At 28.9% G+C, this 25,503-nt stretch carries 23 protein-coding genes; 20 read left to right on the forward strand and 3 right to left on the reverse strand.

The genetic code is table 11. The features are described 5' to 3' along the window. Window positions 1-3 precede the first annotated feature (3 nt). From rfbA to BXY80_RS04640, 20 genes are all read left to right on the forward strand, one after another. A complete protein-coding gene (gene rfbA / locus BXY80_RS04545; protein WP_120200010.1) occupies window positions 4-870 on the forward strand; it encodes a glucose-1-phosphate thymidylyltransferase RfbA in 867 nt (288 codons plus the stop codon). Then, on the forward strand, window positions 870-1,415 hold the full coding sequence (rfbC, locus tag BXY80_RS04550; protein WP_120200011.1) for a dTDP-4-dehydrorhamnose 3,5-epimerase: 546 nt from the start codon (window positions 870-872) through the stop codon (window positions 1,413-1,415). Before rfbA ends, rfbC begins: the two co-directional genes overlap by 1 nt. After that, complete coding sequence (rfbD, locus tag BXY80_RS04555; RefSeq protein ID WP_120200012.1) at window positions 1,412-2,266, forward strand: dTDP-4-dehydrorhamnose reductase; 855 nt, start codon at window positions 1,412-1,414, stop codon at window positions 2,264-2,266. Before rfbC ends, rfbD begins: the two co-directional genes overlap by 4 nt. A gap of 146 nt (window positions 2,267-2,412) precedes the next feature. Beyond that, the gene (locus BXY80_RS04560; RefSeq protein WP_120200013.1) at window positions 2,413-2,973 is read left to right on the forward strand and encodes a hypothetical protein; all 561 of its coding nucleotides are present in this window, start codon (window positions 2,413-2,415) and stop codon (window positions 2,971-2,973) included. Between the two features lie 32 nt (window positions 2,974-3,005). Further along, complete coding sequence (locus tag BXY80_RS04565; RefSeq protein WP_120200014.1) at window positions 3,006-3,878, forward strand: N-acetylneuraminate synthase family protein; 873 nt, start codon at window positions 3,006-3,008, stop codon at window positions 3,876-3,878. Window positions 3,879-3,884: 6 nt separating this feature from the next. Next, on the forward strand, window positions 3,885-5,030 hold the full coding sequence (locus BXY80_RS04570; RefSeq protein WP_120200015.1) for an acylneuraminate cytidylyltransferase: 1,146 nt from the start codon (window positions 3,885-3,887) through the stop codon (window positions 5,028-5,030). A 2-nt stretch (window positions 5,031-5,032) separates the two neighbouring features. Further along, window positions 5,033-6,073, forward strand: a complete 1,041-nt coding sequence (locus BXY80_RS04575; protein WP_120200016.1) for a hypothetical protein — start codon at window positions 5,033-5,035, stop codon at window positions 6,071-6,073. Window positions 6,074-6,077: 4 nt separating this feature from the next. Then, complete coding sequence (locus tag BXY80_RS04580; RefSeq protein WP_147376097.1) at window positions 6,078-7,154, forward strand: hypothetical protein; 1,077 nt, start codon at window positions 6,078-6,080, stop codon at window positions 7,152-7,154. Next, the gene (locus BXY80_RS04585; protein WP_120200018.1) at window positions 7,154-8,215 is read left to right on the forward strand and encodes a hypothetical protein; all 1,062 of its coding nucleotides are present in this window, start codon (window positions 7,154-7,156) and stop codon (window positions 8,213-8,215) included. Before BXY80_RS04580 ends, BXY80_RS04585 begins: the two co-directional genes overlap by 1 nt. Before the next feature lie 19 nt (window positions 8,216-8,234). Further along, the gene (locus BXY80_RS04590; RefSeq protein WP_120200019.1) at window positions 8,235-9,674 is read left to right on the forward strand and encodes a lipopolysaccharide biosynthesis protein; all 1,440 of its coding nucleotides are present in this window, start codon (window positions 8,235-8,237) and stop codon (window positions 9,672-9,674) included. After that, window positions 9,671-11,023 carry a hypothetical protein gene (locus BXY80_RS04595; protein WP_120200020.1) on the forward strand — a complete coding sequence of 451 codons (1,353 nt, stop codon included), beginning with the start codon at window positions 9,671-9,673 and terminating at the stop codon, window positions 11,021-11,023. The genes BXY80_RS04590 and BXY80_RS04595 overlap by 4 nt, the downstream gene beginning before the upstream one ends. A gap of 53 nt (window positions 11,024-11,076) precedes the next feature. Next, window positions 11,077-12,423, forward strand: coding sequence for a hypothetical protein (locus tag BXY80_RS04600; RefSeq protein ID WP_147376098.1), 1,347 nt, complete (start codon window positions 11,077-11,079; stop codon window positions 12,421-12,423). Window position 12,424: 1 nt separating this feature from the next. Beyond that, window positions 12,425-13,525 carry a glycosyltransferase family 4 protein gene (locus tag BXY80_RS04605; RefSeq protein ID WP_120200022.1) on the forward strand — a complete coding sequence of 367 codons (1,101 nt, stop codon included), beginning with the start codon at window positions 12,425-12,427 and terminating at the stop codon, window positions 13,523-13,525. Beyond that, window positions 13,515-14,201, forward strand: a complete 687-nt coding sequence (locus BXY80_RS04610) for an acyltransferase (RefSeq protein WP_120200023.1) — start codon at window positions 13,515-13,517, stop codon at window positions 14,199-14,201. The genes BXY80_RS04605 and BXY80_RS04610 overlap by 11 nt, the downstream gene beginning before the upstream one ends. 23 nt (window positions 14,202-14,224) lie before the next feature. Continuing rightward, on the forward strand, window positions 14,225-15,967 hold the full coding sequence (locus BXY80_RS04615) for an O-antigen ligase family protein (protein ID WP_120200024.1): 1,743 nt from the start codon (window positions 14,225-14,227) through the stop codon (window positions 15,965-15,967). After that, a complete protein-coding gene (locus BXY80_RS04620; protein ID WP_120200025.1) occupies window positions 15,942-17,033 on the forward strand; it encodes a DUF1972 domain-containing protein in 1,092 nt (363 codons plus the stop codon). Before BXY80_RS04615 ends, BXY80_RS04620 begins: the two co-directional genes overlap by 26 nt. Window positions 17,034-17,045: 12 nt before the next feature. Continuing rightward, a complete protein-coding gene (locus BXY80_RS04625) occupies window positions 17,046-18,179 on the forward strand; it encodes a hypothetical protein (protein WP_120200026.1) in 1,134 nt (377 codons plus the stop codon). Between the two features lie 75 nt (window positions 18,180-18,254). Next, window positions 18,255-19,565, forward strand: a complete 1,311-nt coding sequence (locus BXY80_RS04630) for a UDP-glucose dehydrogenase family protein (protein WP_120200027.1) — start codon at window positions 18,255-18,257, stop codon at window positions 19,563-19,565. Further along, window positions 19,565-20,551, forward strand: a complete 987-nt coding sequence (locus BXY80_RS04635) for a UDP-glucuronic acid decarboxylase family protein (protein ID WP_120200028.1) — start codon at window positions 19,565-19,567, stop codon at window positions 20,549-20,551. Before BXY80_RS04630 ends, BXY80_RS04635 begins: the two co-directional genes overlap by 1 nt. 2 nt (window positions 20,552-20,553) lie before the next feature. Further along, the gene (locus tag BXY80_RS04640; protein WP_245977160.1) at window positions 20,554-21,912 is read left to right on the forward strand and encodes an undecaprenyl-phosphate glucose phosphotransferase; all 1,359 of its coding nucleotides are present in this window, start codon (window positions 20,554-20,556) and stop codon (window positions 21,910-21,912) included. Here the strand turns inward: BXY80_RS04640 and BXY80_RS04645 are convergent. The 3 genes from BXY80_RS04645 to BXY80_RS04655 are packed head-to-tail and all read right to left on the reverse strand — an operon-like array spanning window position 21,909 to window position 25,479. Then, the gene (locus BXY80_RS04645) at window positions 21,909-23,069 is read right to left on the reverse strand and encodes a glycosyltransferase family 4 protein (protein ID WP_120200029.1); all 1,161 of its coding nucleotides are present in this window, start codon (window positions 23,067-23,069) and stop codon (window positions 21,909-21,911) included. The two genes, BXY80_RS04640 and BXY80_RS04645, sit on opposite strands and share 4 nt — an antisense overlap. Beyond that, the gene (gene wecB / locus BXY80_RS04650) at window positions 23,069-24,163 is read right to left on the reverse strand and encodes a non-hydrolyzing UDP-N-acetylglucosamine 2-epimerase (RefSeq protein ID WP_120200030.1); all 1,095 of its coding nucleotides are present in this window, start codon (window positions 24,161-24,163) and stop codon (window positions 23,069-23,071) included. Before wecB ends, BXY80_RS04645 begins: the two co-directional genes overlap by 1 nt. Continuing rightward, window positions 24,160-25,479, reverse strand: a complete 1,320-nt coding sequence (locus tag BXY80_RS04655) for a phenylacetate--CoA ligase family protein (protein WP_120200031.1) — start codon at window positions 25,477-25,479, stop codon at window positions 24,160-24,162. The genes wecB and BXY80_RS04655 overlap by 4 nt, the downstream gene beginning before the upstream one ends. Between the last annotated feature and the right edge of the window lie 24 nt (window positions 25,480-25,503).

Genomic DNA, 25,503 nt, shown 5'->3' on the forward strand with positions numbered 1-25,503 from the left:
CAAATGAAAGGAATTATTTTAGCAGGAGGATCTGGTACTAGGCTTCATCCACTAACATTAACCATAAGTAAGCAATTAATGCCTATTTATGATAAGCCAATGATCTATTATCCACTATCTACTTTAATGTATGCAGGGATTAAAGAGATATTAATTATTTCTACCCCTAAAGACTTGCCATTATTTAAAGATTTATTAGGAGATGGTAAAAAATATGGATGTAGATTTGAATATGCTGTTCAAGACGCCCCAAATGGTTTAGCAGAAGCATTTATTATAGGATCAGACTTTATAGGTACAGATAAAGTTGCATTGATTTTAGGAGATAATATTTTTTATGGTTCAGGCTTATCTAAGCTATTGTTAGCAAACAACAACCCAGAAGGTGGAATTATTTATGCTTATCGTGTTCATGACCCAGAACGTTATGGAGTCGTCGAGTTTGATGATGATGGTCAAGCAATTTCCATAGAAGAAAAACCAGCTAACCCTAAATCAAATTTTGCAGTACCAGGTATTTACTTTTATGATAATTCGGTAGTGCAAATTGCTAAAGAGATAAAGCCAAGTCATAGAGGAGAACTAGAGATTACAGATGTAAATAAAGAATATTTAAGTCAAGGAAGATTAAATGTTAGCATTTTAGATAGAGGAACAGCTTGGCTAGACACAGGAACATTTCAATCATTAATGCAAGCATCACAATTTGTTGAAGTTATTGAAGAAAGACAAGGTTTAAAAATAGGTTCAATTGAAGCAGCAGCTTTTGAAATGGGTTTTATTAACGAAACCGCATTTAAAAACCTTGCAACCCCTTTACTTAAAAGTGGTTACGGTAAAAACCTTTTAGGATTATTGAATACAAAATAATGAAGATAAAAGAAACAAAACTTAAAGGATGTTTTATATTAGAACCTAATATTTTTGAAGATGCAAGAGGCTATTTTTTTGAAACATTTAATCAAAACAACTTCAGCAAACTAACTGGAATTAACACAAATTTTGTTCAAGATAACGAATCATTTTCATCTAAAGGTGTACTAAGAGGGCTTCATTATCAAACAGGTAAATTTGCTCAAGCTAAATTGGTAAGAGTTATAAAAGGTAAAGTTTTAGACGTTGCTGTAGATATTCGCAAGAATTCACCAACATTTGGAGAGTATATTAGTGTAGAACTTTCAGAAAAAAATAAAACTCAGTTATTTGTACCAAGAGGGTTTGCTCATGGTTTTGTAGTATTAGAAAACAACACTATTTTTTCTTATAAATGCGATAATTTTTACAACAAATCTTCAGAAGGAGGAATACTATATAACGACCCAAGCTTAAATATTAATTGGGGTTTATCTCAAAATGAAGTACTAGTTTCTGATAAAGACAAAATATTACCTTTATTAAAAGATACCACTGTATGACAACAGTATTAGTTACAGGAGCTAATGGGCAATTGGCTAATTGCATTAATAGTTTAATTACTATAGATAAAGCGTATTCCTTTATTTTTACTGACTCTAAAAAATTAGATATATCTTCTAACAAAGCCGTTAGTGATTTTTTTTTAAACCAAAATATAGATTGGTGTATAAATTGTGCCGCGTATACAAATGTAGATAAAGCAGAGACGGAACAAGAAAAAGCATTTAATGTTAATACGCTAGGTGCTAAAAACTTAGCTATCGCTTGCCAAGAAAACAATGTTAAGTTAATTCATATTTCTACAGACTTTGTGTTTGACGGAATTCAATCTAAAGCATACAATGAAAGTGATAAAACCAACCCATTAAGTGTTTATGGACAGACAAAACTTGACGGTGAAAACGAAATAAAAACACACCTAAATAAACACTTCATCATTAGAACATCTTGGTTATATTCTGAATATGGAAACAATTTTTTAAAAACCATGCTAAGGCTAGCAAAAGAGAAAAGCGAACTCAATATTGTTGCCGATCAAATAGGAACTCCAACGTATGCTAAAGATTTAGCAAAAGTTATTTTAAAAATTATTAAAACAAACAATAGTAGGTTTGGAGTATATCACTATAGCAATGAGGGTGTTGCGAGTTGGTACGATTTTGCAAAAGAGGTATTTAGCCTCAACCAAGTTTCAATAAAAGTAAACCCAATAAAATCTCAAGCCTACTTAACACCAGCAAAGCGACCAGCATTTAGTGTGTTAGACAAAACGAAAATTAAATCTAATACCGAAATCACAGTTCCTTATTGGAGAGATAGTCTAAAAGAAGCTTTTTTAAACATAAAATGAAAAACAGTTTTAAAGTAACTAGATAAATTTTTATTTAATACCTAGATATACCTATTTATAGATACTTTATAAACAATCTATCATTTTATATTTAAGTTGTTTAAGTTTATTATTATTGTATTTTTGCCAAAACTTAAATTGTAAAAATGATAAAAAAACTTTCATTAATATTTGGTTTGATTTTTTTAATTGGATGTAAAGACAATAGTACCAAAATAGCAGAAGACACAAAAATCGATTCTGAGATAATAGAGAAACCAAAACAAGAAGAAACATTTAAACTTAAACTTAAAGGTGTTTTTAATAAAGATGATAAGTTTGCAATGTTTTATACCGAAAGTGAATTAGAAAAATTCAACCCAAAGAAAGTGGTAACCACTAGATTTATTGGAAGCGAAGAAATTCAAGAGATAAATCTAGAAGCACCTTCAAAAGTGTACCCTATGAATATTATGTTAGACTTTGGCTCTAATAAAGAACAAACATCTATAAAAATTTATGAATGTATTTTAAAATACAAAAACAAATCATTTAAGATTAAAGGTGGTGATTTAAAAACATATTTTAATTTTAATGAAGGTATTAAAATGCAATTAGATTCATTAACATTTAATTTTGACCTTTTCAAATTTCATGGAAAAGAAGTGCATAACCCTTATATAATAGGAAAGAAAAAATTAACAGAAGTATTAGACTTCGAACTATAGAAACTAAAGCAAGTAAATAAAAACAATAATATATGAAATATATAAAACCAAAAGTAATAGCTGAAATAGGATGTAACCATAAAGGTGAATTTGATATTGCTATAGAGCTATTAAATTTAGCCAAACAATGTGGAGCAGACGTTGCAAAGTTTCAAAAAAGAAACAACAAAGAGTTGCTTACAGAAGAGCAATACAACGCACCTCACCCTAATATGGCTAACTCATATGGCAATACTTATGGTGAGCATAGAGAATTTTTAGAGTTCTCGACAGAGCAGCATAAAGCACTTAAAGAACATTGCGATAGCATTGGTTTAGAATACTCTACATCTGTTTGGGATACCACTTCAGCAAGAGAAATGATTACATTTAATCCAGGCTTATTAAAAGTACCTTCTGCGTGTAATAATCATTTTGAAATGTTAAAAGTTTTAAGAGATGAGTATGCTGGAGAAGTACATCTTTCTTTTGGTATGACAAATCAAGAGGAAGAAAAACAAATTGTAGAATTCTTTGAAGAAACTGGTCAAGCAAAAGACCGTTTAGTTATTTATTCTTGTACCTCAGGATATCCTGTTCCGTTTAAAGATGTTTGCTTGTTAGAAATATCTAGACTTAGAGATGAATATGCAAATCGAGTTAAGCACGTAGGGTTTTCTGGTCACCACTTAGGAATAGCTATAGACAATGCTGCTTATGCTTTGGGAGCAAGTTGGATAGAAAGGCACTTTACTAAAGATAGAACATGGAAAGGAACTGACCACTCAGCCTCTTTAGAGCCAAATGGTTTAAGAAAGTTGTGTAGAGACTTAAAAGCTACTTACGAAGCATTAGATTATAAACAAGAAGAAATTTTAGACATCGAAAAAGTACAACGAGAAAAATTAAAATTTAAAAAAGCTTAATTTTTTTTGAAAACTATAGCATTCATACCAGTAAGAGGAGGAAGTAAATCTATACCGTTAAAGAATGTCAAACCGTTTTGTGGACAACCTTTAGTGTATTGGACAGCCAAAGCAGCTCAGCAAGCACCCGAAGTAGACGAGGTGGTCATCGCAACCGATTCAGATGATATAAAAAAAACTGTTCTAGGTTTTAAATTTAATAAACTAAAGGTTTATCAACGTTCATCAGAAAACGCTGAAGACACATCATCAACAGAAAGTGTTATGCTTGAGTATATTAATAACACTCAGTTAGATACTAATGATGTATTTATTTTAATACAAGCCACATCTCCTTTTTTGTTAGCTAAAGATGTATCAAATGGGATACAACAATTAAAAAAATCAAAAAAGGATTCTTTATTAAGTTGCGCTAAGGTAAAAAGATTTTTTTGGGATGATGCCGGATTACCTTTAAATTATGATTTTAAAGATAGACCGCGACGTCAAGATTTTGATGGCACATTAATTGAAAATGGCGCATTTTATATTAATACTGTATCTAATATTAAAGAGTACAGAAATCGTTTAAGTGGTGCCATAGAAATTTATAAAATGGAGGAATATACCATGACCGAGATTGATGAGCCAGATGATTGGGTATATGCAGAATATTTGATGAAAAAACATGTTATATCTAACGATAAAAAAGAAATAAAACTTTTTTTAAGTGATGTTGATGGCGTTTTAACAGATGCAGGCATGTATTATTCTGAAAATGGGGATGAACTTAAAAAGTTTAACACTCATGATGGTAAAGGATTTGAGTTGCTTAGAAATGCAAATATAAAAACAGGAATTATCACTTCTGAGACTACTAAAATTGTTGAAAGAAGAGCTCAAAAACTTAAGGTTGACTTTCTATACCAAGGCAAAGAACATGGTGGAAAATTAGAAGCGGCTAAAACCATATGTAATAACTTAGGTATTACATTAGATGAGGTTGCATATATTGGTGACGATGTTAATTGTTATGAGTTACTTTCTAATGTAGGTTTTGCTGCTTGCCCTAGCAATGCTGTTGATAAAATAAAATCCATATCAAATATTCTCATTTTAGATACAAAGGGAGGAGATGGCGCAGTTAGAGCGTTTGTGAATAAGATATTATAAACATGAGTACATGCGTTTTTTTGATTTATGGTGTTAAGGTTTCATTAATTACAAATAATCTTGCGTTTAAAAACTTTGTTCAAGCCACACTTCAAAATTATGGTATTGTATCACAAGAAAATCATAAGTTTCAAATAAGCGTACGTATTGATTTTAATAAAAAAACCCAAATTAAAAAAAGCAAATTTAGAGTTGGAAATGGCGTTTTTTTAGATGAAAAACATAAAAAACTAGCAATACAACATAAATTATTTTTAGGAGAGTTTACTCAAATTAACAGTAATAATCTAAGTATTAGAGGTGAAGTTGATAACAATTTTAAAAACAAAGTAAAGCATTTTATAAAAAGTTTAGCAATTAAAAACTACTCTTACAAAGAGATGTTATTTCATCAATTATATAGAGAGCTTATTTTAATGCCAGTTTTTTGGGTTTTAAGACATAAATTTGAGAAACATTTAATGCATGCTTCTGCAGTTTCTAATGGAAAACAGACATTAGTTTTTTTAGGTAATGATGGTGTTGGAAAAACAACAGTAGCTTTAAAATTATTAAAAAAGGAAGACACTTCTTTTTTTGGAGATAATTTTTTACTCTACGACTCAAATAAAATTTATGCATTTGTTGACACACTCAGGGTAAACAAAAATGACAGTAAAGCTATTAAAACCTATGAGTCTTCATCAATATTCAAAAAAGTATATCAAGGCAAATCTAGAACACACTATAACTTCAATAAAGATTACATTTCTAAAAGTGCTAGACCAACTCAGTTTTTTGTATTGAAACAATCTAATAAAAATTCTAAGACAACAATCTCAAAAGACCAGTTTATTAATTATACTTTAGCAATAAATGATTATGTTAAAGAGTTTGATAAATATAGTTATGCCAGCAATTTGATTTTTCTTTATGATACTCAATTTAACATAGAACAACAAGAAACAGACTTTTTATCTAAATTAGTTTCAGATAGTCCATGTGCATTACTTAGTTTAAATAAAGACCAAGAGGTATTTGACTTGTTTAACAAAGACAATTAAACCAATGTATCTAAATTTTGCTTCTCATTGTTATATTAAAATTGATAACCATCCAAAAGAGTGGCATGCTTTTTTAAAGAGTAGTAATTGGTATTACCATTGTGTTAAATCTGCCCAAGATCTAGATCTACATGTAGAGTTTATCTCTAAAATGCCTTTTTCAACTCAAAAAACACTACACCCAAAGTATGGCTCAAATGCTCATAATTTTATAATCTATGACGCTAAAAAAAGAAAAGTTGCTTTTGATTTTTCAAAAGTTGGAGTAGAACCTACAAAGATTTTAGTTGAAAATAAATTTTGTTTAGATACTTTAGAAGAATTGCTTTTTAATTTGGTTAAAATTGTACTCTTAGGCAAAGAGATTGCATGTATACATGCTTCAAGCTATTTAACAAGTGAAGGAGCTAAAATTATTGCCGGATGGGAAGGTATAGGGAAAAGCTCAATAATGTTGAAAAAGGTCTATAGTGGCGACTCTTTTTTATCTGACGATCGAACCTTTATATCTAAAGACGGATTTGTGTTTCCTATTTATTCTGATGTGAAACAATATTCAGGAGAGTTTTCATCATTTAAAGAATTATTAAAACACTCTAGTTTCAAAGAAAAGTTTATTATAAAACTCAACATCTTTTTGCATAAAATTAGAGATAATAACAAGTCTTCAAAGTTACATTTTGGTATTCAAAAGATTTTAAATGTATTAAGGCGTTTACATTTATATAAAATACACATTCCTTTAGATAAAATCTCTATTGGAAAAAATGAGAAACATGAGTTAAAAGATGTTTTTGTATTACAACAAGTAACTAGTAAAGGTACAGATGTTGAGAAAACAGAAGTTAATAATATTATCACATCACTTATAAACACGACTAAGTTTGATGATAATGAAATGTTTAAATTGTATCAAGTTTACAAGTATCTTTTTCCTATACAACAAAACGATATTTTAGAAGATTATGAATTAAAGATTAATAACATTTTAAGAGACGGATTTAGTAAAGCTAATGTGTCTTTAGATACAGTTTTATTAGATACTCCAATTGCCAAAATTGTTAAAAAAATAAAGGCTTAATGAAAGGAGCAACCAATATAGGGTTTTCATTATCTACTTTATTACACTGGAAAGTAGAGTCTAATAACAGTAGTTGGTTAAATGAAAACATTAGCGAATTTAAATCCTCTCAGCAAGATAGTTTAAATAATGTTACTTGGGATATTTGCGTAAAGCAAGTAGGTGAAATTAACTTAGACCGTGATGCAAAAAATGTGTCTGAGGGTATTTACTGTTTACATGAGAGTATTTACATTATAGATAAGTTTTCAAATAAAAAAGCCCATTTTAAAATCAAGAATAAAAGCTATGAGCTAGATGTAGAAACTGGGTTTACATTTCATTATTACGCAGCATTGCTTGATGCTTTTATAAAAATAATTGCATTTCAAAAAGGTATTGTTACTTTACATGCTAGTGCTATAAAAAGAGCAAATAAAGTTTCAGTTTTTGCAGCCTGGAGACGAATGGGAAAAACCACAGCAATTTTAAATATTTTAAATAAAGAAGACACGATACAAGTTTTGGCCGATGATGCAGTAATGATAACAAAAGAAGGAAAGCTTATTCCTTACTTAAGAGGCATAGACCTTTACCCATATTTGCCCATTCCTCAAAACTATTTAAGAATAAATGATAAGCTAAAGAGACACCTTGCTAAATTTTTACAAAATTTTCCTTTACTGCCTAATAAATTGAGGAGTAAAGTAATAAAACGATTTTTGTTGCCACGTTTAAATTTAGCTGTATTTGGTCATGCAAGCTTAATTGAATCTGTGGAAGTAGATAATTTTTATGCCATTAAAAAGCACTTAAAGGGCATAACTCAAAAAAACAACATAACGGCTTCAGAATTAAAAAACTTTATTGGGCGAAGTTCTTATTTTGAAATTATTGAATACCAAGCTATATTTGAAATGGTTTGCTCTGTATATCCAAAATCAAATTTCTCAAAACTAATAATTGACTATAAAACGTTTCAAGACAAAGTTAATCACGTTATTAGTAGTGATTCTATAATGTTAGAATTAAATTTGTCAAAAGATTATTCTGATATTAAAGATTTAATATCAATTATTTAACATCCTAAGTTACGGCTAATTGGAAAACAAATTCTCTAAAAACGTTTCGCTTTATACTATTGGTCAGTTTTTATCACAGGCTTTATCATTTGTATTACTACCTATCTATATTAATCAACTAAGTGTAGACGAGTATGGAGTTGTTGCTGTCTTTATGGCTGTCGGCACTTTTTTAAATGCACTCATGCAGTATGGCTTTAGCCCAACATTAATGCGTTATTATTTTGACTTTAAAGAGAACCCAAAGATGTTTAAATCATTTTTCTCAAGTCTATTATTGTTTTTGTTTGGAGGGAATATCATTATCCTTTTTTTAATATACATAGTACATAACTTTGTTTACAAATTTACACTGTCAAGTGCTGATGTCTCGACCTATATTTATTACGTTATTGGATACTCATTCTTTTTTACATTTCCATTACTAAACTTAAGTTTGTTTAGAGTTGAAGGAAAAGCAAAAAAATATTTCATTTTTAACTTAGTTCAATTCTTTATTTCATTTGGAGTTATTTACTATTTTGTTGTTATTCAAAAAGATGGAGCACTTGGTAAAATAAAAGGAGAATTTTGGGCTAGATTACCTCTATTTTTAGTGTCATTTTACTTATACAGAAATTATTTTACACTTAAAGGCTTAGATTTTTCATATTTAAAAAGAGCCTTGAATTTTGGAATTCCTTTAATGTTTCAATCGCTTTTATGGTGGAGTTTATATCGACTAGATTACTTTTTAATAGAAAAAGAACTTGGTAGCACAAGCTTAGGGCTTTATAATGTAGCGTTTCAAATTTCTTTTGTTGTCATTACTTTAGGAATTTCTTATTCATTAGCATGGACACCCCATTTTTTCTCTATTGCAAAAGAAAAAACAACTCCAAAATTTTATGGAAACCTAATGGGTAATTATTTCATGTTTTTAACCATAGTAAGCATAGGAATTTACTTTTTAGGATATCATGTTCTTGAAATTATTGGAGGAGAAAAGTACTTAGAAATTTTCGAATTTTTACCATGGTTGTTAATTGGAGCAATATTTCAAAGCGGATATTACTTAATACACCAAACAATACAATATTCAAAAAAAACATGGTCTATTCCAGCTATACTTGGTATTGGTATTTTTGTTGGCTTTGGCTTAGAGTATATGTTTATTAATAAATTAGAGTTGCTTGGCATTAGTATCATAAAGGTTATTACATTTAGTGCTATATTTGTCTTGACCTATTTAAAGGGTCAGAGCTATTATAAAATTAAAATACCTCGTAATAAAATTATAGTAGCCCTTATAATTTTAATCGTTAATTTTAGTATTGGGTACATTTTAGATTATAATGTAACTTCGTTTATTATTAAACTATTTACACTTATTATTAGTATTTTAGGTTTATGGTTTTTCCTGCCGTTTTTTAGTGAAGAGGAAAAGAGAATGATACTTAAAAAATTGAAGAGAACATGAAGAATATTTGTTTTGTAACAAATTATAAAAAAACATATTTTTTTGATGCCATTGGAAAAGAGATTATAGCGCGAGGAGGCAAAGTATATTGGATTGTCCTTAATAAAATGCTATACGATTATTTATTGCCAACTTATGGAGAAGACAACCTGCTTTTAATTAACAAGGAGAGAGGAAGTATTCCCAATATGAACATTGGGGAATATAAACTTAACGAATTAGCATCAGTAGATAGGGCTTTAAAATATTATGGCGAATGGAGCTATGATTTTTTAAGAAACATACAAAAACCAATTTACAATTTTATTAGTAACAATAAGGTTTCTTATGTGTTTGGTGAAACAACCTACGCACATGAAGTTATGATGTGTAGAATGTTTAAAGACAAAAAAGAATTGTCTTGCACGTATTTACATCCACAAACTATTCGTATTCCAGGCTATCATTTTACTTTTTTAGAAGATGAGTTTCAATCTGAAATATACAAAGGTGTCAAATTTGACACTTATAAGGAAGGTTATGTCATTAAAGTTCAAAGACCAACAGAATCTGTAGTAAACGAAAAGCGAGTTAAAAAATCTATGAATATTTTGAGTAAATTAAAAAGAAGCACACGGTTTTTTACTCAAAAAAACATGGAAAATGATGATCCATCAATTTCACCAACAAATTTAAGTGGGCGTTTAAATAAAGGCCTCACCGAAGAATGGAATAGGCTTACCTACCCTTTTGTAAAAACAGCACCATACTCAGAAGTTGAAAACAAAAAATTTGTGGTTTATACGTTGCATAAGCAACCAGAAGCATCAGTTGATGTGGTTGGAAGATATTACGATAACCAGTACACTAATATTCAAAATATATGGCGAATACTACCAGATGACTGGCATCTCGTTGTTAAAGAACATACTAATGCTATTGGCGATCGATCACTTTCTTTTTTCAAGAAAATTAAAAAACTAAGAAACTTAGTACTCTTAAACGAGCATGTTAATTCACACAAAATAATTCAAGATGCTAAAGCCATATTTAGTGTTTCTGGATCTATTGCTTATGAAGCTGCACTATATGGCAAACCAGCATTTTTATTTGTACCTATCTTTTTTGACAAATTACAAAACTGTCAAACCATATCGCTCGAAACACTTCGTAACACAAATAATATTGAAGACCTATTAGCAAATTGGAAAGAAGATAGAAAACATAAAATGACTGTAGAAACTTTTTCTAAATACTTGTTAACCTATAGTGCAAAAGGACTCATTAGTGATCCACTTACAGACCCTAAATGCATGGAAGAAGAAAACTTAAACCTTGTTATTAATGCATTTTTAAAGTTAGTTGAATGACGCTGAGGTTAAATAAAATAAAGTTAGATATTTATTTAATACTCATATTTATTTTGATACTTGTAGTATTTAAAAAACCTGAGTTTGCACCTTTTATAATAATTCCAATTTTACTTATCTCGTATTATAAAATTTTAATACAAAGAGATATAACAACTGTAATTATTTTAATGCTATCCTCCCGACTTATCATGGGACCTTTTAACCCTGGAAGCAATCTTACATTTAATATTTTAAACCTTATCTGTAATTATGTGCCAGCATTAATTATTGTTATATATAGCTATTTAGGAATTACTAAGTTTGATTTCAATAGGCTGAAGTCATTAAAATGGACTGTAGTATATATTATTTTTCTTTTAGGCTTTGGATTCATGCTTCCGAGATATACCAAAGTTGTTATTGCGCCAGAAATAATACCTTTAATTTTGTTTTTTCTTCTTGTATTTATAAAGGCTGAACAAAAGATAGAATACGAGTATTTATTAAAGTTTTTTAGATACACATTTATTGCCTGTATCATTATATATTTAAGCCCTCTTTTTGCACATGAAATGAAGTATTTGTTTGCAGAAGGCCTAATATTTAAAGAAGAACTGCCATTTATTTCTCTTTTTGTAAAACGAATAATACCAAGAAACACGGGCTTTGTGTTTGATTTTAGAATTATGGGACAACTAGGAAGTTTATATTTACTTCTCCTATATTATTTAGGAAAGAAGAATAACTATATTGACTTGTTTCTCTTAGTAACAATAACAATAATGACATTTTCTAGAGGACCAATAATGATAATGTTACTTCTTTTGCTTGGAGTTTACGCGCCTCAAAAAATTAAGGTAACAAAAAAAGGCATGAATATTAGTTTTGTTTTGTTTGTGTTATTAATTTCTTTAAGCATTTATTTGTTTAATAATAAAGGAGATGTGATTAAAAAATATGTTGCAACATATAACCCTTTTTCAGAAAACAGCGCTATATCTCAAAGAGGTGGTTTTATTACATATTCTATGGATTATTTTTATAAAAATCCATTAGGAAATGGATTAGGATTTATGTCTTCTAATGATGCGGGGCATGAGATTTTTACAGGATATACTCGTCATAATGGACGAATCATTTTCACTAATTATTATTATAAAGTAACAGATGCTTATTTAGCAATGTCATTAGCGGAAAAAGGTATTATAGGTTTTGTATTGTTTGTTTTATCTTTAGTTGAAATATTTTATTCTAATAAAAATAGAGTATCTCTGTTTTTTCTTATTGGATTAATCCTCAACCTTATTGGAACAGATATTCCTAAACAAGGATTTTATTATTTTACTTTAATTTTAATTTATTACAGCCTGAGTCAAAACAAAGATTTAAGCGCAAATCTACCTAAAATTTCTACCTAAAATGAAAATAGGGATTGATGCAAAATGGTTTTTTAATGGGCCGCCAAGTGGAAAAGTAGTTGTAAAGCAACTTTTAAAAGAGTTGTTAAGTAGCACTTATAAAGATGAGGAATTTTATGTTTTTTTAAATAAAGCCGATAAAGAAATAGAGTTTCCTTATAAGCGAGAGAACATAAAATGTATTTATATAAGTAGCTTTAACAACCTTATCTCAAATGCAATTACATTGCCTAAATATGCAAAAAAACACAAATTAGATGTTGTTTTATTTCAAAATTTTGGCACCTTTTCTAATATAAAAAGTATTGTTTACATACATGACTTATTGTATTTAGATTATCCACAATTTTACTCATTAAAAGAAAGATTATATTTAAGTCTCTTAAAACCACTTGCAAAAAAGGCTAATACAATAGTTACAATATCTGAGACAGAAAAAAACCGTATTATAAAGCACAAGTTAGGAGGAGTTAACAATGTCCATTTTGTTTATCATGGTGTTGACAAAAAATTTAAACCATTAGACCAACATGATAAAAAACAAATTGAAGCCTTTAAATTAAAGTATAATTTGCCAAATCAATTTATTTTATATCTAGGGCGGTTAAATATTAGAAAAAACATAGCCAACCTAATATCGGCAATGCAGTATGTTAATACGCCTTTAGTAATTGCAGGAGAGAATGATCATAAAAGTGAAGATTTATTATCAAAAATTAAGACTTTAGGTCTTCAGAATAAAATAATTTTTACAGGTTATCTAGAAGAAAACGAATTACCTTTAGTCTATGCATTAGCAACACTTTTTTGTTTTCCGTCTTATGCAGAAGGATTTGGGTTACCACCACTAGAAGCTATGGCTAGTGGCACTCCAGTTATCGTTTCTGATAGAACAAGTTTACCAGAGGTTTGTGAAGATGCTGGAATGTACATAAACCCAAATGACTCATTAGATATAGCTAAAAAAATAAACACTTTATTAGCTTCAAAGGAAATCATTAATACCTTTGCAACCAAAGGAGTTATTCAGGCTAAAAAATTTTCATGGATAAAGTCAGCTGAAAACCTAATGAATATTATTAAAACAACTAATGATAGCTAAAATCATTTCTAAACTTAAAGGCGATAGCACTTACAATATAGGGAGTACCTATTCTACTAGAGAATGGTTTGTGATATTATATGAAAGAGGATTTCAAATTTTTAGAGGTTGTATAGCTAAAATCTTTTTATTAAAAACAAAAGGGCTGTGTTTTAAAGGGCGAAATGTTACAATTAAGCATCGCTCTTTATTTTCTTCTGGTAAAAATCTTATTTTAGATAGTAATGTATCAATAAATGCGCTTTCAGAAAATGGAATTCATTTTGGAGACAACGTAACAATTTCTAGAAACTGTACTTTAATATGCACTGGAGTTATCTCTCATAAAGGCACTGGAATAACAATTGGAAACAATACAGGAATTAATTCGTATTGTTATTTAGGAGGTCAAGGAGGAATAGAAATTGGAGATAATGTTATTATTGGACCTCAAGTTAAAATTTTCTCTGAAAATCATAATTTTTTAGACACTTCTGTCATTATAAAAAACCAAGGCGTAACTCGTTTGGGCGTGAAAATTGAAAGTGATTGTTGGATTGGTTCTGGAGCAACAATATTAGACGGAGTTGTTTTAAAAAAGAGAACCGTAGTTGCCGCTGGAAGTGTTGTAACACAGAGTTTTGAAGAAAACTCACTTATTGGAGGTATTCCTGCCAAGCTTCTAAAAAAAATATAATTTAAAATAGCGTACCTTAAATAATGTTTAGACAACTTAAAACAATTCATTATTTTCTATTAGCTACAATATCTGTACTTGTATCATTAGGGCTTTATGTATTTACTCAATATGAAGTATTACAAAACTCAGTAACCACAATTGAAATTACCTTTAATAATGAGTTAAGTAAGGAAGAAACCCCAATAATCTACACTTCTAGTAATACAGAATCTAAAATAAATTTTAAAACGGTTTATAAGTTTCAATATAAAGGAAACTTAAAGTATGAATGCAAACTAGATACAGTAAATCAACTAAGAAAACTTCGATTGTATTTTGTCTATCCAAACCAAACAGTTACAATTAGGTCAATTAATCTTAAGTCTTCAAATAAAGTTATTTCAATTCCGCTGCAAAAATTCAAAAAAAGAGAAGGAATTAATTGTATTGAGCAACCTAAAGAAATAAAACTTGAAATACTTAAAAAGTATGGTTATATAGAATTACCTAAAACGTATATATATCCATCAGATTTTAAAAATACGTATCAGTTAATTTTAGCATTGCTAGTGCTATTAATTTTCGTTGTACTAGTTTTTAAAAGCTTGAAGGCAATTAGTATAAAACCATTTGCTATACAAAGTATAACAATTAGCGCACTTATATTAAGTATTTTTTTACCACATCCAATTTTTAATATAGCACTAATTGTAATGGCTCTATTAAATTTTAAAAACATAAAGTGGATAGATATTAAAACTCAAAAAATTAATTTTATTATTGTTGGGTTTTTTATAATTTATCTATTAAATAACCTTCTTATTTCTAAAGAAGGTTTTCGAGAAATGTCAACAATTGAGCGATTTTTGCCTTTTATTATTTTAAGTGTTATAATACCCTCAATTGCTAATAGAAAGTATTTGATTTTATTTCCTATATCTGCATTTATTATTGGATTTGGGTTTTTATTAACCTCTATTTTTGATGTGTATATTCATCAAAATTTTGTATTTCTATCTTTTGATTTTTTTACAAAATACATGCACCCAGTATATTTTTCTTACCTCTTATTTTTTTCAATATGCTTTATAGATTATAAATACAAAGGCAAAGCCAAATATATTTTAGAGTTTATTCTATTTGTGTTTTTAATTTTTAGTGGGTCAAAAATGGTGTTTTTATTTTCTTTAATTGTTGTTTTTATTAATTTATTAAAAAACAAAAAAACAGCTCTTTTAATAATACCATTAACCATAATTGTAATAATATTTTCTCCTTTAAAAAATAGATTTAAAGAAATTATAAATCAAAAAGACATGACTATTCTTAAAGATAGTTATATAGAAAAACCTAATGACTCTAGGGTTAATGGTTTGACATTGCGTTTAATTTTATGGAGAGAAGCTTTAGCAACTATGAATGGGTTAGACTATGTGTTTGGTAAAGGGATAACAAAAGACACAAATAAGCTTCTTAAAAATAGATTGAATACACTCGGATTAAAACACCATTTAACTTTTAATCCGCACAATCAATATGTAGATACATTTTGGAGAACAGGAATTTTAGGGTTGTTGTTGCTAATCTTAATACCACTTTATAGTTTAAAAGAGGCGATTAAAAGAAAAGATAAATTATTAATACAATTCTCCTTGTTTTTTATTGTAGTTATGTGTTCAGAATCTATATTTGGAAGAGTAAATGGAGTGTATTTTTTCACTATAGTAATATTATTACTTATGAATACAAATAAAATTAATGAAGATAGCCATATTAGGAACTAGAGGAATACCAAACAACCATGGAGGGTTTGAACAATTTGCTGAATATTTTTCAGTATATCTAGCTTCAAAAAATCATGACGTTTATGTTTATAATTCTCATGATCATCCATATCAAGATAAAAAATTTAAAGAGGTTAATATTATACACGCTTATGATCCAGAATACAAAATAGGAACAGTAGGTCAGTTTATCTATGATTTAAAATGCATATTAGATTCTAGAAAAAGAAAATTTGATGTTATCTTACAGCTAGGTTATACATCAAGTTCGGTTTGGTATTGGCTACTTCCTAAAAATGCTATTATTGTAACCAATATGGATGGCATGGAATGGAAGCGATCTAAATACTCTTCTCCTGTTAGAAAGTTTTTAAAATACGCCGAAAAGCTAGCTGTAAAATCTAGTGATTATTTAATTTCAGATTCTGTAGGGATTCAAGATTATATTATAAAAAAATATAATAGAACCTCAGAGTTTATTGCTTATGGCGCATCTGTTTTTAACAATCCAAACGACAAAGTACTCAGCAAGTATAAAGTTAAAAAAAGTAACTATTGTATTTTAATAGCAAGATTAGAACCAGAAAATAATATTGCCACAATAGTAGAAGGCTATCATGCATCAAATACCCCATATAGTTTAATTGTTTTTGGAACGTTAAATGATTTTGGTAAAACCCTTCAAAACAAATATGCAGATGATAATAGAATTCAGTTTGTAGGCGCAAATTACAATCAAGAAGAACTTAATAACTTAAGATTCTTTTCTAGATATTATTTTCATGGACACTCAGTAGGAGGAACAAACCCATCATTGTTAGAAGCAATGGCATCAAACACATTAATTATAGCTAATAATAACATATTTAATAAAAGTATATTAGAGCATAATGCAGAGTATTTTGATAACTCTCACGATATTTCAAGTATAATGAACAACGATAGTTTATTTGCTAAAAAAGAAGCATATGCAAAAGCTAACATCAAAAAAATAGAAAACCTATATAGTTGGGATATAATAAATAATGCATACGAAAGCTTTATAAGTCAACAAATTTACAAGTAAAACACATAATTTATGCTAAATACAAAAAGCTTATTTAGTAAATCACATTACATTATTATATGGTTTGTTATACTTAGCCTTTGTTTTGATTTTATAGATAAAATTGAAATTTTTTATAGAATAGATTTTGTAAAATTTAATAGATACCTAAAGTTAGGTTTTATATTATACGCATTACTTTTTATAATTACTCATTTAAAGATTGTACTTAAAAACACAAAACTTGTAATTTTTAGTCTTCTTGCTTTAATCATTTTGTTTGTATTAAAGTTTAATTTTTCTGACAGATATTTATATGAGTTTATAAGGTATGTTTTTATGCTTATTGTGTTTCCATTGCTGTATTATGTTTATAACAATAAAACACATAATTTATTAACAAGTTTATATTTAATATTTAGAGGCTTTATAATAGCAAACGCATTAGCTATATTAATTAGCTTAATGTTTGATGTTGCTGTTTTTAACTCCTACCGAGGTAGTAGATTTGGGTATAATGGGTTTATTTTAAGTCAAGGAATAACACCTTATGTCTATTTAGCAGCAACAGTTTTATTTTGGAAAATTAAAGATAGAGCAATGTTAATTATAACAATAATTACATCACTACTTTCAGGAATTAAAGGCGTGTATTTTGCCGAGTTTTTGGTTATAGTTTTACTTCTAATATTTAATAAAGAATTAAATAAAACTACCAAAATAAAAGGAATGCTTATGTCAATTTTAGCGTTCATACTATCAATAACCCTTTTGTTTAAGTTGCCTAATTTTGAAAAAGCATATAAAGTAAAAGGGTTTATATCTACCTTGTTTTCTCAAAGAACAGACAATGCTATAGATATAATAAACAGTATAACAGTAGAAAATTATAACGTTTTAATTGGAGTAACCAAGTTATCTAAAGTTAGATTAGAGTTACAAATAGCAGATTTGTTATTATTTTTTGGTGTTTTAGGCTTGCTTGTTTATATATTATTTATCTGGTTTTTAAACAAAAATCTAGTAAATAATGTCGCTTCAAAAGCTTTTTTTATTACGTGTCTTTCTACATCAGCACTAAGCGGTAACCTTTTATACATTCCATTTGCATCAATATTAATGCTTTTAGTATTGCTTGCACTCAATAAACAATCACAAATAAAATAAAGCAATACTTTAGTTTAACAAACTATTAATCTTTTTAAATACTTCCTTACTTTTGTCTATCTCAAAACAACAAAAATGAAGATATCAGTAATAGGCACAGGTTATGTAGGCTTAGTAACAGGCACATGTTTGGCAGAAACAGGAAATGAAGTAATTTGTGTAGATATAGACGAAACTAAAGTAAAACAAATGCAACAAGGTGTTGTTCCCATTTATGAACCTCATTTAGATGTTTTATTTGAAAGAAATATAAAAGCAAATAGATTGAGGTTTTCAACCTCCTTAGAAGAAGGCTTAAATCATGGAGAAATTATTTTTTTAGCCTTACCAACACCTGAAGATGAAGATGGATCTGCAGACTTATCATATGTATTAGGTGTAGCAAAAAATATAGGAAAACTCCTAAAAGAGTATAAAGTTATTGTAGACAAAAGTACAGTGCCAGTGGGCACATCAGACAAAGTTAAAGATGTCATTTCTAATGAAACAAATGTTGAGTTTGATGTAGTATCTAATCCTGAGTTTTTAAGAGAAGGTTTTGCGGTTGATGATTTTTTAAAACCCGAACGCATAGTAATTGGGTCAAGCTCAGATAGAGCATCAAAACTTATGAGTAAACTCTATAAACCTTTCGTGCGTTCTGGGAATCCTATTATTATTATGGATGAAAAATCTGCTGAGTTAACTAAGTATGCAGCAAATTCTTTTTTAGCAACAAAAATTACATTTATGAATGAGATTGCTAATTTTTGCGAACTAGTTGGAGCAGATGTTGATAAAGTAAGAGCAGGTATAGGAACAGATTCTAGAATAGGAAAACGCTTTTTGTTTCCTGGAATAGGGTACGGAGGATCATGTTTCCCAAAAGATGTAAAAGCACTCCATAAATCAGGGAAAGACAATAATTATGATTTTCAAATTTTAAATTCTGTAATTAAAGTTAATGATATTCAAAAAAAGATCTTAATTCCTAAGATTCTCAATCATTTTGAGTCTAATTTAAAAGGAAAAGTTTTTGCAGTTTGGGGTCTAGCATTTAAACCAGAAACTGATGATATTAGAGAAGCCGCATCTTTATATTTAATTGAAGAGTTATTGAAGCATGGTGCTGATTTAAATGTGTTTGACCCAGAAGCCATGCCTAATGTAGAAAAAAAACTAGGAAGTAAGATAACATATTCAGCAAATATGTATGAAGCAACAAATAATGCCGATGCAATAATTATATGTACAGAATGGAGTATATTTAGAACACCAAATTTTAGTAAACTAAGACAGAACATGAAGTTACCAGTAATTTTTGATGGACGTAATTTATACGATGTTAATGATGTTAAAAGTGAAGGGTTTCATTACACATCAATAGGGAGAAAGCCAGTAAATTAATGAAAAGAATATTAATAACAGGAGCAGCTGGTTTTTTAGGATCACACTTATGTGACCGATTTATAAAAGAAGGTTTTTTTGTAATAGGAATGGATAATTTTATTACAGGAGATTTTAAAAATATAAAACACTTAGAAAATCACCCTTGTTTTGAGTTTATTGAATATGATGTTACAGAATACATAACTATTCAAAATAACCTAGATTACATACTCCATTTTGCCTCGCCTGCAAGCCCTATAGATTATTTAAAAATACCCATACAGACCCTTAAAGTAGGTTCATTAGGGACTCATAATTTACTAGGTTTAGCTAAAGCTAAAAAGGCAAGATTGCTTATTGCTTCAACCTCTGAGGTTTATGGGGATCCATTAGTGCATCCTCAAACAGAAGATTATTATGGTAATGTTAATACCATTGGACCAAGAGGAGTTTATGATGAGGCTAAACGTTTTCAAGAATCTATTACAATGGCATATCACAGATTTCATGGCTTAGAAACAAGAATTGCTCGTATTTTTAATACCTATGGCCCTAGAATGAGGCTAAACGATGGTAGAGTAATACCAGCATTCATAGGTCAAGCTCTAAGAGGTGAAGATTTAACAGTGTTTGGAGATGGATTACAAACTAGGTCATTTTGTTATGTAGACGATCAAGTAGAAGCTATATATAGGCTATTACTTAGTGATTATGTAAACCCTGTAAATATTGGTAACCCAGACGAAATTACAATTAAAGATTTTGCTGAAGAAATAATAAACTTAACACAAGCTAACCAAAAAATAATATATAAAGCATTGCCAATCGACGATCCATTACAAAGACAACCAGATATTTCTTTAGCAAAAGAATTACTAAATTGGAGTCCTAAAGTTAATCGTAAAGAGGGAATGCAAAAAACATTTAATTATTTTAAAAACTTCTCTCAAGAAGAGCTGTTTAAGAGTGATCATAAAGATTTTTCTAATCATATAAAAAAGTAAAGTTGAGTTTATTTAAACAAGGCAGATATTCAGGGTATTTAAGACCATTTTCATACTTAATTGATTTGAGTATATTAAATGCTTCTGCAATGCTTTATTTTTTTAAAACTATAGACACAATTACTTTTGTATGCGTTGTATCATTGTCTTGGATAATATTATCAATTGCATCAAAATTTTATCATGTATATAGATATACCAGAGAAGTAACGATATTGTCACTAATATTACGACAAATGTTACTTTTTACATTAATTGCATTTGCTTTTTCTGGATATTTTCATGAACTAAAAATACCATCCTCAACCATTATTAATTATATATTATGGTCATTTGGATTAATAACAATATTTAAATTTGCTATATATTATATATTACAGAAATATAGATCGTCTTTTGGTGGTAATTATAGAAAAACGGTAATATTTGGAGAGAATAAAAAAACATTAGCACTAGAAAATTTTTTTAATAAAAATCCTGAATATGGTTATATACATGAAAAAACATTTAGTTTCAAGGATAAAAAAAATACCAATTTAAAAGAGTGTTTTAGATATATTAAAGAACAATCTATAGATGAGATTTATTGTTTAATTTCTGAACTCACAAACACACAAATAAGTGAAATTGTTGACTTTGCAGATAACAATTTAAAAATTTTAAAATTCTTACCAGACAATAAAGAGATATATTCAAAAAAATTAAAGTACGAATATTATGATTATATACCTATACTTTCATTAAGAGATATTCCCTTAGAAGATTCTATAAATACAGTTATTAAAAGAACTTTTGATATTATTTTTTCTAGTTTGGTAATAATTTTCATTTTATCATGGCTTACACCTTTAATAGCAATATTAATTAAAATTGAATCGCGAGGGCCAGTGTTTTTTAAACAATCAAGAAACGGTTTCAACTATAGAGAATTTGACTGTTATAAATTTAGGTCAATGACACCAAATAAAAATGCACATCTTTTTCAAGCAACTAGAGGAGATCAAAGAGTAACAAGAGTTGGAAGATTTATTAGAAAAACAAGCATTGATGAGCTACCACAATTTTTTAATGTGCTATTTGGAGACATGTCTGTTGTTGGACCTAGACCACATATGGTTAGTCATACCAATATGTATGCAAAAAAGATAGATAAGTTTATGGTTCGTCATTTTGTAAAGCCAGGAATAACAGGTTTAGCTCAAACTAGTGGTTTTAGAGGAGAAGTAGAAACAGATAAAGACATTATTGGTCGTGTAAAATATGACATTTTCTATATCGAAAATTGGTCACTTTTATTAGATTTAAAAATTATTCTTAAAACCTTTTTAAACGCTATTAAGGGCGAAGACAAAGCCTACTAAAGCAAATCTTGTAACTGGTCTAATTGAGTGTTAAAATCAAATTTACAAATAGCAGCTTCCTTTATTTGCTCTTTAAAAGTAGTTGAAATCTCTGTGTAACAAATTTTTGATATAACAGAATTTAAGTGCTTATAATCCCCAACTCTCGCAACCCAACCTAAACGATGTTCTTTAATAATAGTTTCGCCTTCACCACCGCCAAAATAGATTATGGGCAAGGCAAGTTTAGCATATTCAAATATTTTTGAAGGCACAGATCCATAAATTCTGTTTAATAGTGGAATAATAGCAATATCGTATTGTAATAACACTTGATGAAGCTCTTTACGCGTCACTCTACCATGAAAGTATATGGGAAGCTTAGGGTTAGACTCTATAAAGGCTTCAATCTCTTTTTGTTCTGCGCCAGAACCATATATGTGGAATTCTATTTTATTGAAATCTAATTCTTGGCAAAGCTTGAGAACACCTTGAGCAATGCCTAAAAGACCGGCATACACTAGTTGTAATTTTCCTTCTTGTTTGTGATACTTTATCTCTGGAGCTTCAAAATCTGGATAATTTCTATATAAAAATGTTTCTTTTTCAGGAAAGATAGAGGTTATGTGTGTTAATATTTCTTCACTTTGTCCTAAAACAACATGAGCTTTTTTGTAATTAAAATGTTCAATTTTTTCTAGTAATCTATAACTAAAACCTTTTTTTAAAGCACCAAGTTCTAATCCTGCAATTGGCCATAAATCACTCACATTTAAAATGAGCTTTCTTTTTTTAGAGCGCAATAAAAACATAGACGTAAAAGCAACTAACAATGGAGGCGATTGTACAATAACAGTTTTTGGGATTTTATTAAATGTAAAAAACCAAAGTAAACTATAGCTATAAGAAAGCATTGCAATAAGCCGTAAAAACTTGTTTTTTGAAACGGTAGCATAAATCCAAAGCCTATGTGTTGTTATATTGTTTTCTTTATTGGTTTGTTTTAACTTACCTCTATATGCATCAAATAATCTTCCTGTAGGATAATTTGGTAAAGGTGTAATAACTGAGACTTTATAATTTCGTTTTTGCAAACCATCTGCTAGATGAAAAATTCTATTAGAAGCCGCTCCAATTTCAGGAGGAAAATAACTTGTTATTATAAGAATGTCTTTCACTATAATTGATATATTTCAATTAGATGATTTGCAATTCTATGAGCTGCATTTCCATCCCATAGTTCTGGTATTTGACCTTGTTTCCAAGATTTAGAAAGGAGCATTTTGATAGCGTCTCTAATTTTTTCTGAATTATTTCCAACCAAAATATTAGTTCCTATTTCACAGGTTTCTCGCCGTTCTGTGTTATTCCGTAGAGTAATACATGGGATATTCATAACCGTAGTTTCTTCGGTAATACCACCAGAATCTGTTAAAACCGCAAAAGAATGCTTTACGAGATAGTTAAACTCTAAGTAACCTAATGGCGATATGTAATGCAGGTTATTAAAATTTAGATCTAAGCCTTCGAGTATTTTTTTGGTTCTTGGATGTACAGGAAAAATTATTGGGTAATCCTTTCCTAGATTTACTATTTGAGTTATTAATTTTTTGAGTTGAAGTTCTTCATCAACATTACTTGGTCTGTGAAGCGTCATTACCATATAAGCTTTGGTTTTTAACTTTAAATCAGTCCAAATTGAAGGTTGCTTTAATCTCGTTTCATTTTTCCTTAGTGTGTCTATCATGACATTGCCAACAAAAAAGACTTTGTCTTTTGCAACACCAAGATTGGCTAAATTTTCGTTAGCATAATTAGAAGTAGTGAAAAAATAATCGGTTAAACTATCTGTTACAATTCTATTTATTTCTTCAGGCATTTGCATGTCACCAGAACGTATTCCTGCTTCAACATGGGCTACTTTTATTCCTGCTTTTTTGGCAACAATAGTACATGCCATAGTTGAGGTTACGTCGCCAACCACCATAACTAAATCTGTAGGATTTTTTTCTAACTCTTTTTCAAACCCAACCATAATAGCTCCTGTTTGTTGAGCTTGAGTGCCGCTTTTAACCTCTAAGTTAACATCAGGAAACGGAATATTAAGTTCTACAAAAAAAGTGTCGCTTAAATTTTTATCATAATGTTGCCCTGTATGAACAAGCCTGTAATTAAGATTAAAACCTTCTTGTTGTTTTATTTTTATAGCATCAATTATTGGAGCTATTTTCATGAAATTTGGCCTTGCTCCAGCAACAATTGTTATGTTCATATATTTTTTTGTATTAAAGATGAAAACTGTTTCAATTTACCACTTTTAGATCGTTGTAATTGGTTTTGTCTTTCAAAAAGAATGTTTAATCCTTTTTCAAGGTAGCGTTCCATTTCTTGTGTGATAATTTTTGTTTTTTCAGAAGAAAGTTCTTCAGTACTTACATAATAAATTTTAAAAGTATTTTTTTTTACTTGTTCTATAATAAATTCTTTTACGTTGCCATCATCTTCAATAATACTTTTTGTAATATAGTAAAAGGTTAAACCTGCAGCTTTTTTTCCGCTAGGTAAAATGGCTATATCATTTGTTCGTCCAATGAGTTTTTCAAGAATGGGTTTTTTAAGTGTACTTTGTTTAGAAAGCACTCCAATATCTCCAATATCATATCGTATAAAAGGATGTGCTTTGTTATAAAGTGATGTAATAACAATTTTACCTTCTTCACCATATGGCAACGGATTGTTTTCCTTATCAAGAATTTCAACAAAAAGAGTTTCACTATTAACCTGCCATAGTTTTTCAAGGTTTTGAAAAGCAATTAAATCTAATTCTGAAGCACCATATTCATTAATTACGGGAACACCAAACTGTTTTTCCATGAGTGCTTTATCATCTTCAAAAAGCATTTCTGAGGTAACCACACAGGCCTTTAATGATGGAGAAATAGATTTTAAAATTACATTTTGAGCCTTTAAATATTTTGCAAATTGAACTATAGGACTAGTATAACCATTTATATAATCAAAGGAGTTAGATTTAAAAGAGTTAAGACATCTTTTAAAAGCATCATCACTTAAATCAAAAACCGAAAACCGAAAGCGATTACTTAAAGTGTCTTTAAACCGTTCTTTATAATATCCTTTTTTATCTAGCGGAATGCCATAAAAACGAGCTTGTTTAGAGTTTTTAAAATTTAAATTAAACCAACCAAACCTATCCTTTATAACTGCCCAAGTTAAGGCATGACTAAACTTGTCTTTAGCAAAAATAAAAGGGTCACCTGATGAACCTGATGTTTTATTTACATAAACATTCTTTTTAGAGAAACCTTCAGACAAACGATTTTTAAGAGGTTGTTGTAAATCTCGTTTAGTTAAAACAGGAACAGTATTCCAATCTAAGTGATTTGTGTTTTTAGCTAATAATTTATAAAAAGGAGTATGCTTTAAATGATAAGCAACAATATCTTGCTTTTTTTGAGCTACATAAAGCTTAAAATCTTCTTCGTTTTTTTGTTGAATAGCTTTCAAAACGTGTTCAGCTTTTCTAATAGGAAAGCCATTAAATTGTAATGAAAGGTCAAATAAATTCAAAAGAAATTATAGATAATATGTTTT

Origin of the sequence: Ichthyenterobacterium magnum, from assembly GCF_003610635.1 — a bacterium.
Lineage (GTDB): Bacteria > Bacteroidota > Bacteroidia > Flavobacteriales > Flavobacteriaceae > Ichthyenterobacterium > Ichthyenterobacterium magnum.

Coding starts and splice junctions, on each gene's coding strand:
- rfbA (WP_120200010.1), top strand. CDS start 4: ATGAAAGGAATTATTTTAGCAGGAGGATCTGGTACTAGGCTTCATCCA.
- rfbC (WP_120200011.1), top strand. CDS start 870: ATGAAGATAAAAGAAACAAAACTTAAAGGATGTTTTATATTAGAACCT.
- rfbD (WP_120200012.1), top strand. CDS start 1,412: ATGACAACAGTATTAGTTACAGGAGCTAATGGGCAATTGGCTAATTGC.
- BXY80_RS04560 (WP_120200013.1), top strand. CDS start 2,413: ATGATAAAAAAACTTTCATTAATATTTGGTTTGATTTTTTTAATTGGA.
- BXY80_RS04565 (WP_120200014.1), top strand. CDS start 3,006: ATGAAATATATAAAACCAAAAGTAATAGCTGAAATAGGATGTAACCAT.
- BXY80_RS04575 (WP_120200016.1), top strand. CDS start 5,033: ATGAGTACATGCGTTTTTTTGATTTATGGTGTTAAGGTTTCATTAATT.
- BXY80_RS04580 (WP_147376097.1), top strand. CDS start 6,078: ATGTATCTAAATTTTGCTTCTCATTGTTATATTAAAATTGATAACCAT.
- BXY80_RS04585 (WP_120200018.1), top strand. CDS start 7,154: ATGAAAGGAGCAACCAATATAGGGTTTTCATTATCTACTTTATTACAC.
- BXY80_RS04595 (WP_120200020.1), top strand. CDS start 9,671: ATGAAGAATATTTGTTTTGTAACAAATTATAAAAAAACATATTTTTTT.
- BXY80_RS04605 (WP_120200022.1), top strand. CDS start 12,425: ATGAAAATAGGGATTGATGCAAAATGGTTTTTTAATGGGCCGCCAAGT.
- BXY80_RS04610 (WP_120200023.1), top strand. CDS start 13,515: ATGATAGCTAAAATCATTTCTAAACTTAAAGGCGATAGCACTTACAAT.
- BXY80_RS04615 (WP_120200024.1), top strand. CDS start 14,225: ATGTTTAGACAACTTAAAACAATTCATTATTTTCTATTAGCTACAATA.
- BXY80_RS04620 (WP_120200025.1), top strand. CDS start 15,942: ATGAAGATAGCCATATTAGGAACTAGAGGAATACCAAACAACCATGGA.
- BXY80_RS04625 (WP_120200026.1), top strand. CDS start 17,046: ATGCTAAATACAAAAAGCTTATTTAGTAAATCACATTACATTATTATA.
- BXY80_RS04630 (WP_120200027.1), top strand. CDS start 18,255: ATGAAGATATCAGTAATAGGCACAGGTTATGTAGGCTTAGTAACAGGC.
- BXY80_RS04635 (WP_120200028.1), top strand. CDS start 19,565: ATGAAAAGAATATTAATAACAGGAGCAGCTGGTTTTTTAGGATCACAC.
- wecB (WP_120200030.1), bottom strand. CDS start 24,163: ATGAACATAACAATTGTTGCTGGAGCAAGGCCAAATTTCATGAAAATA.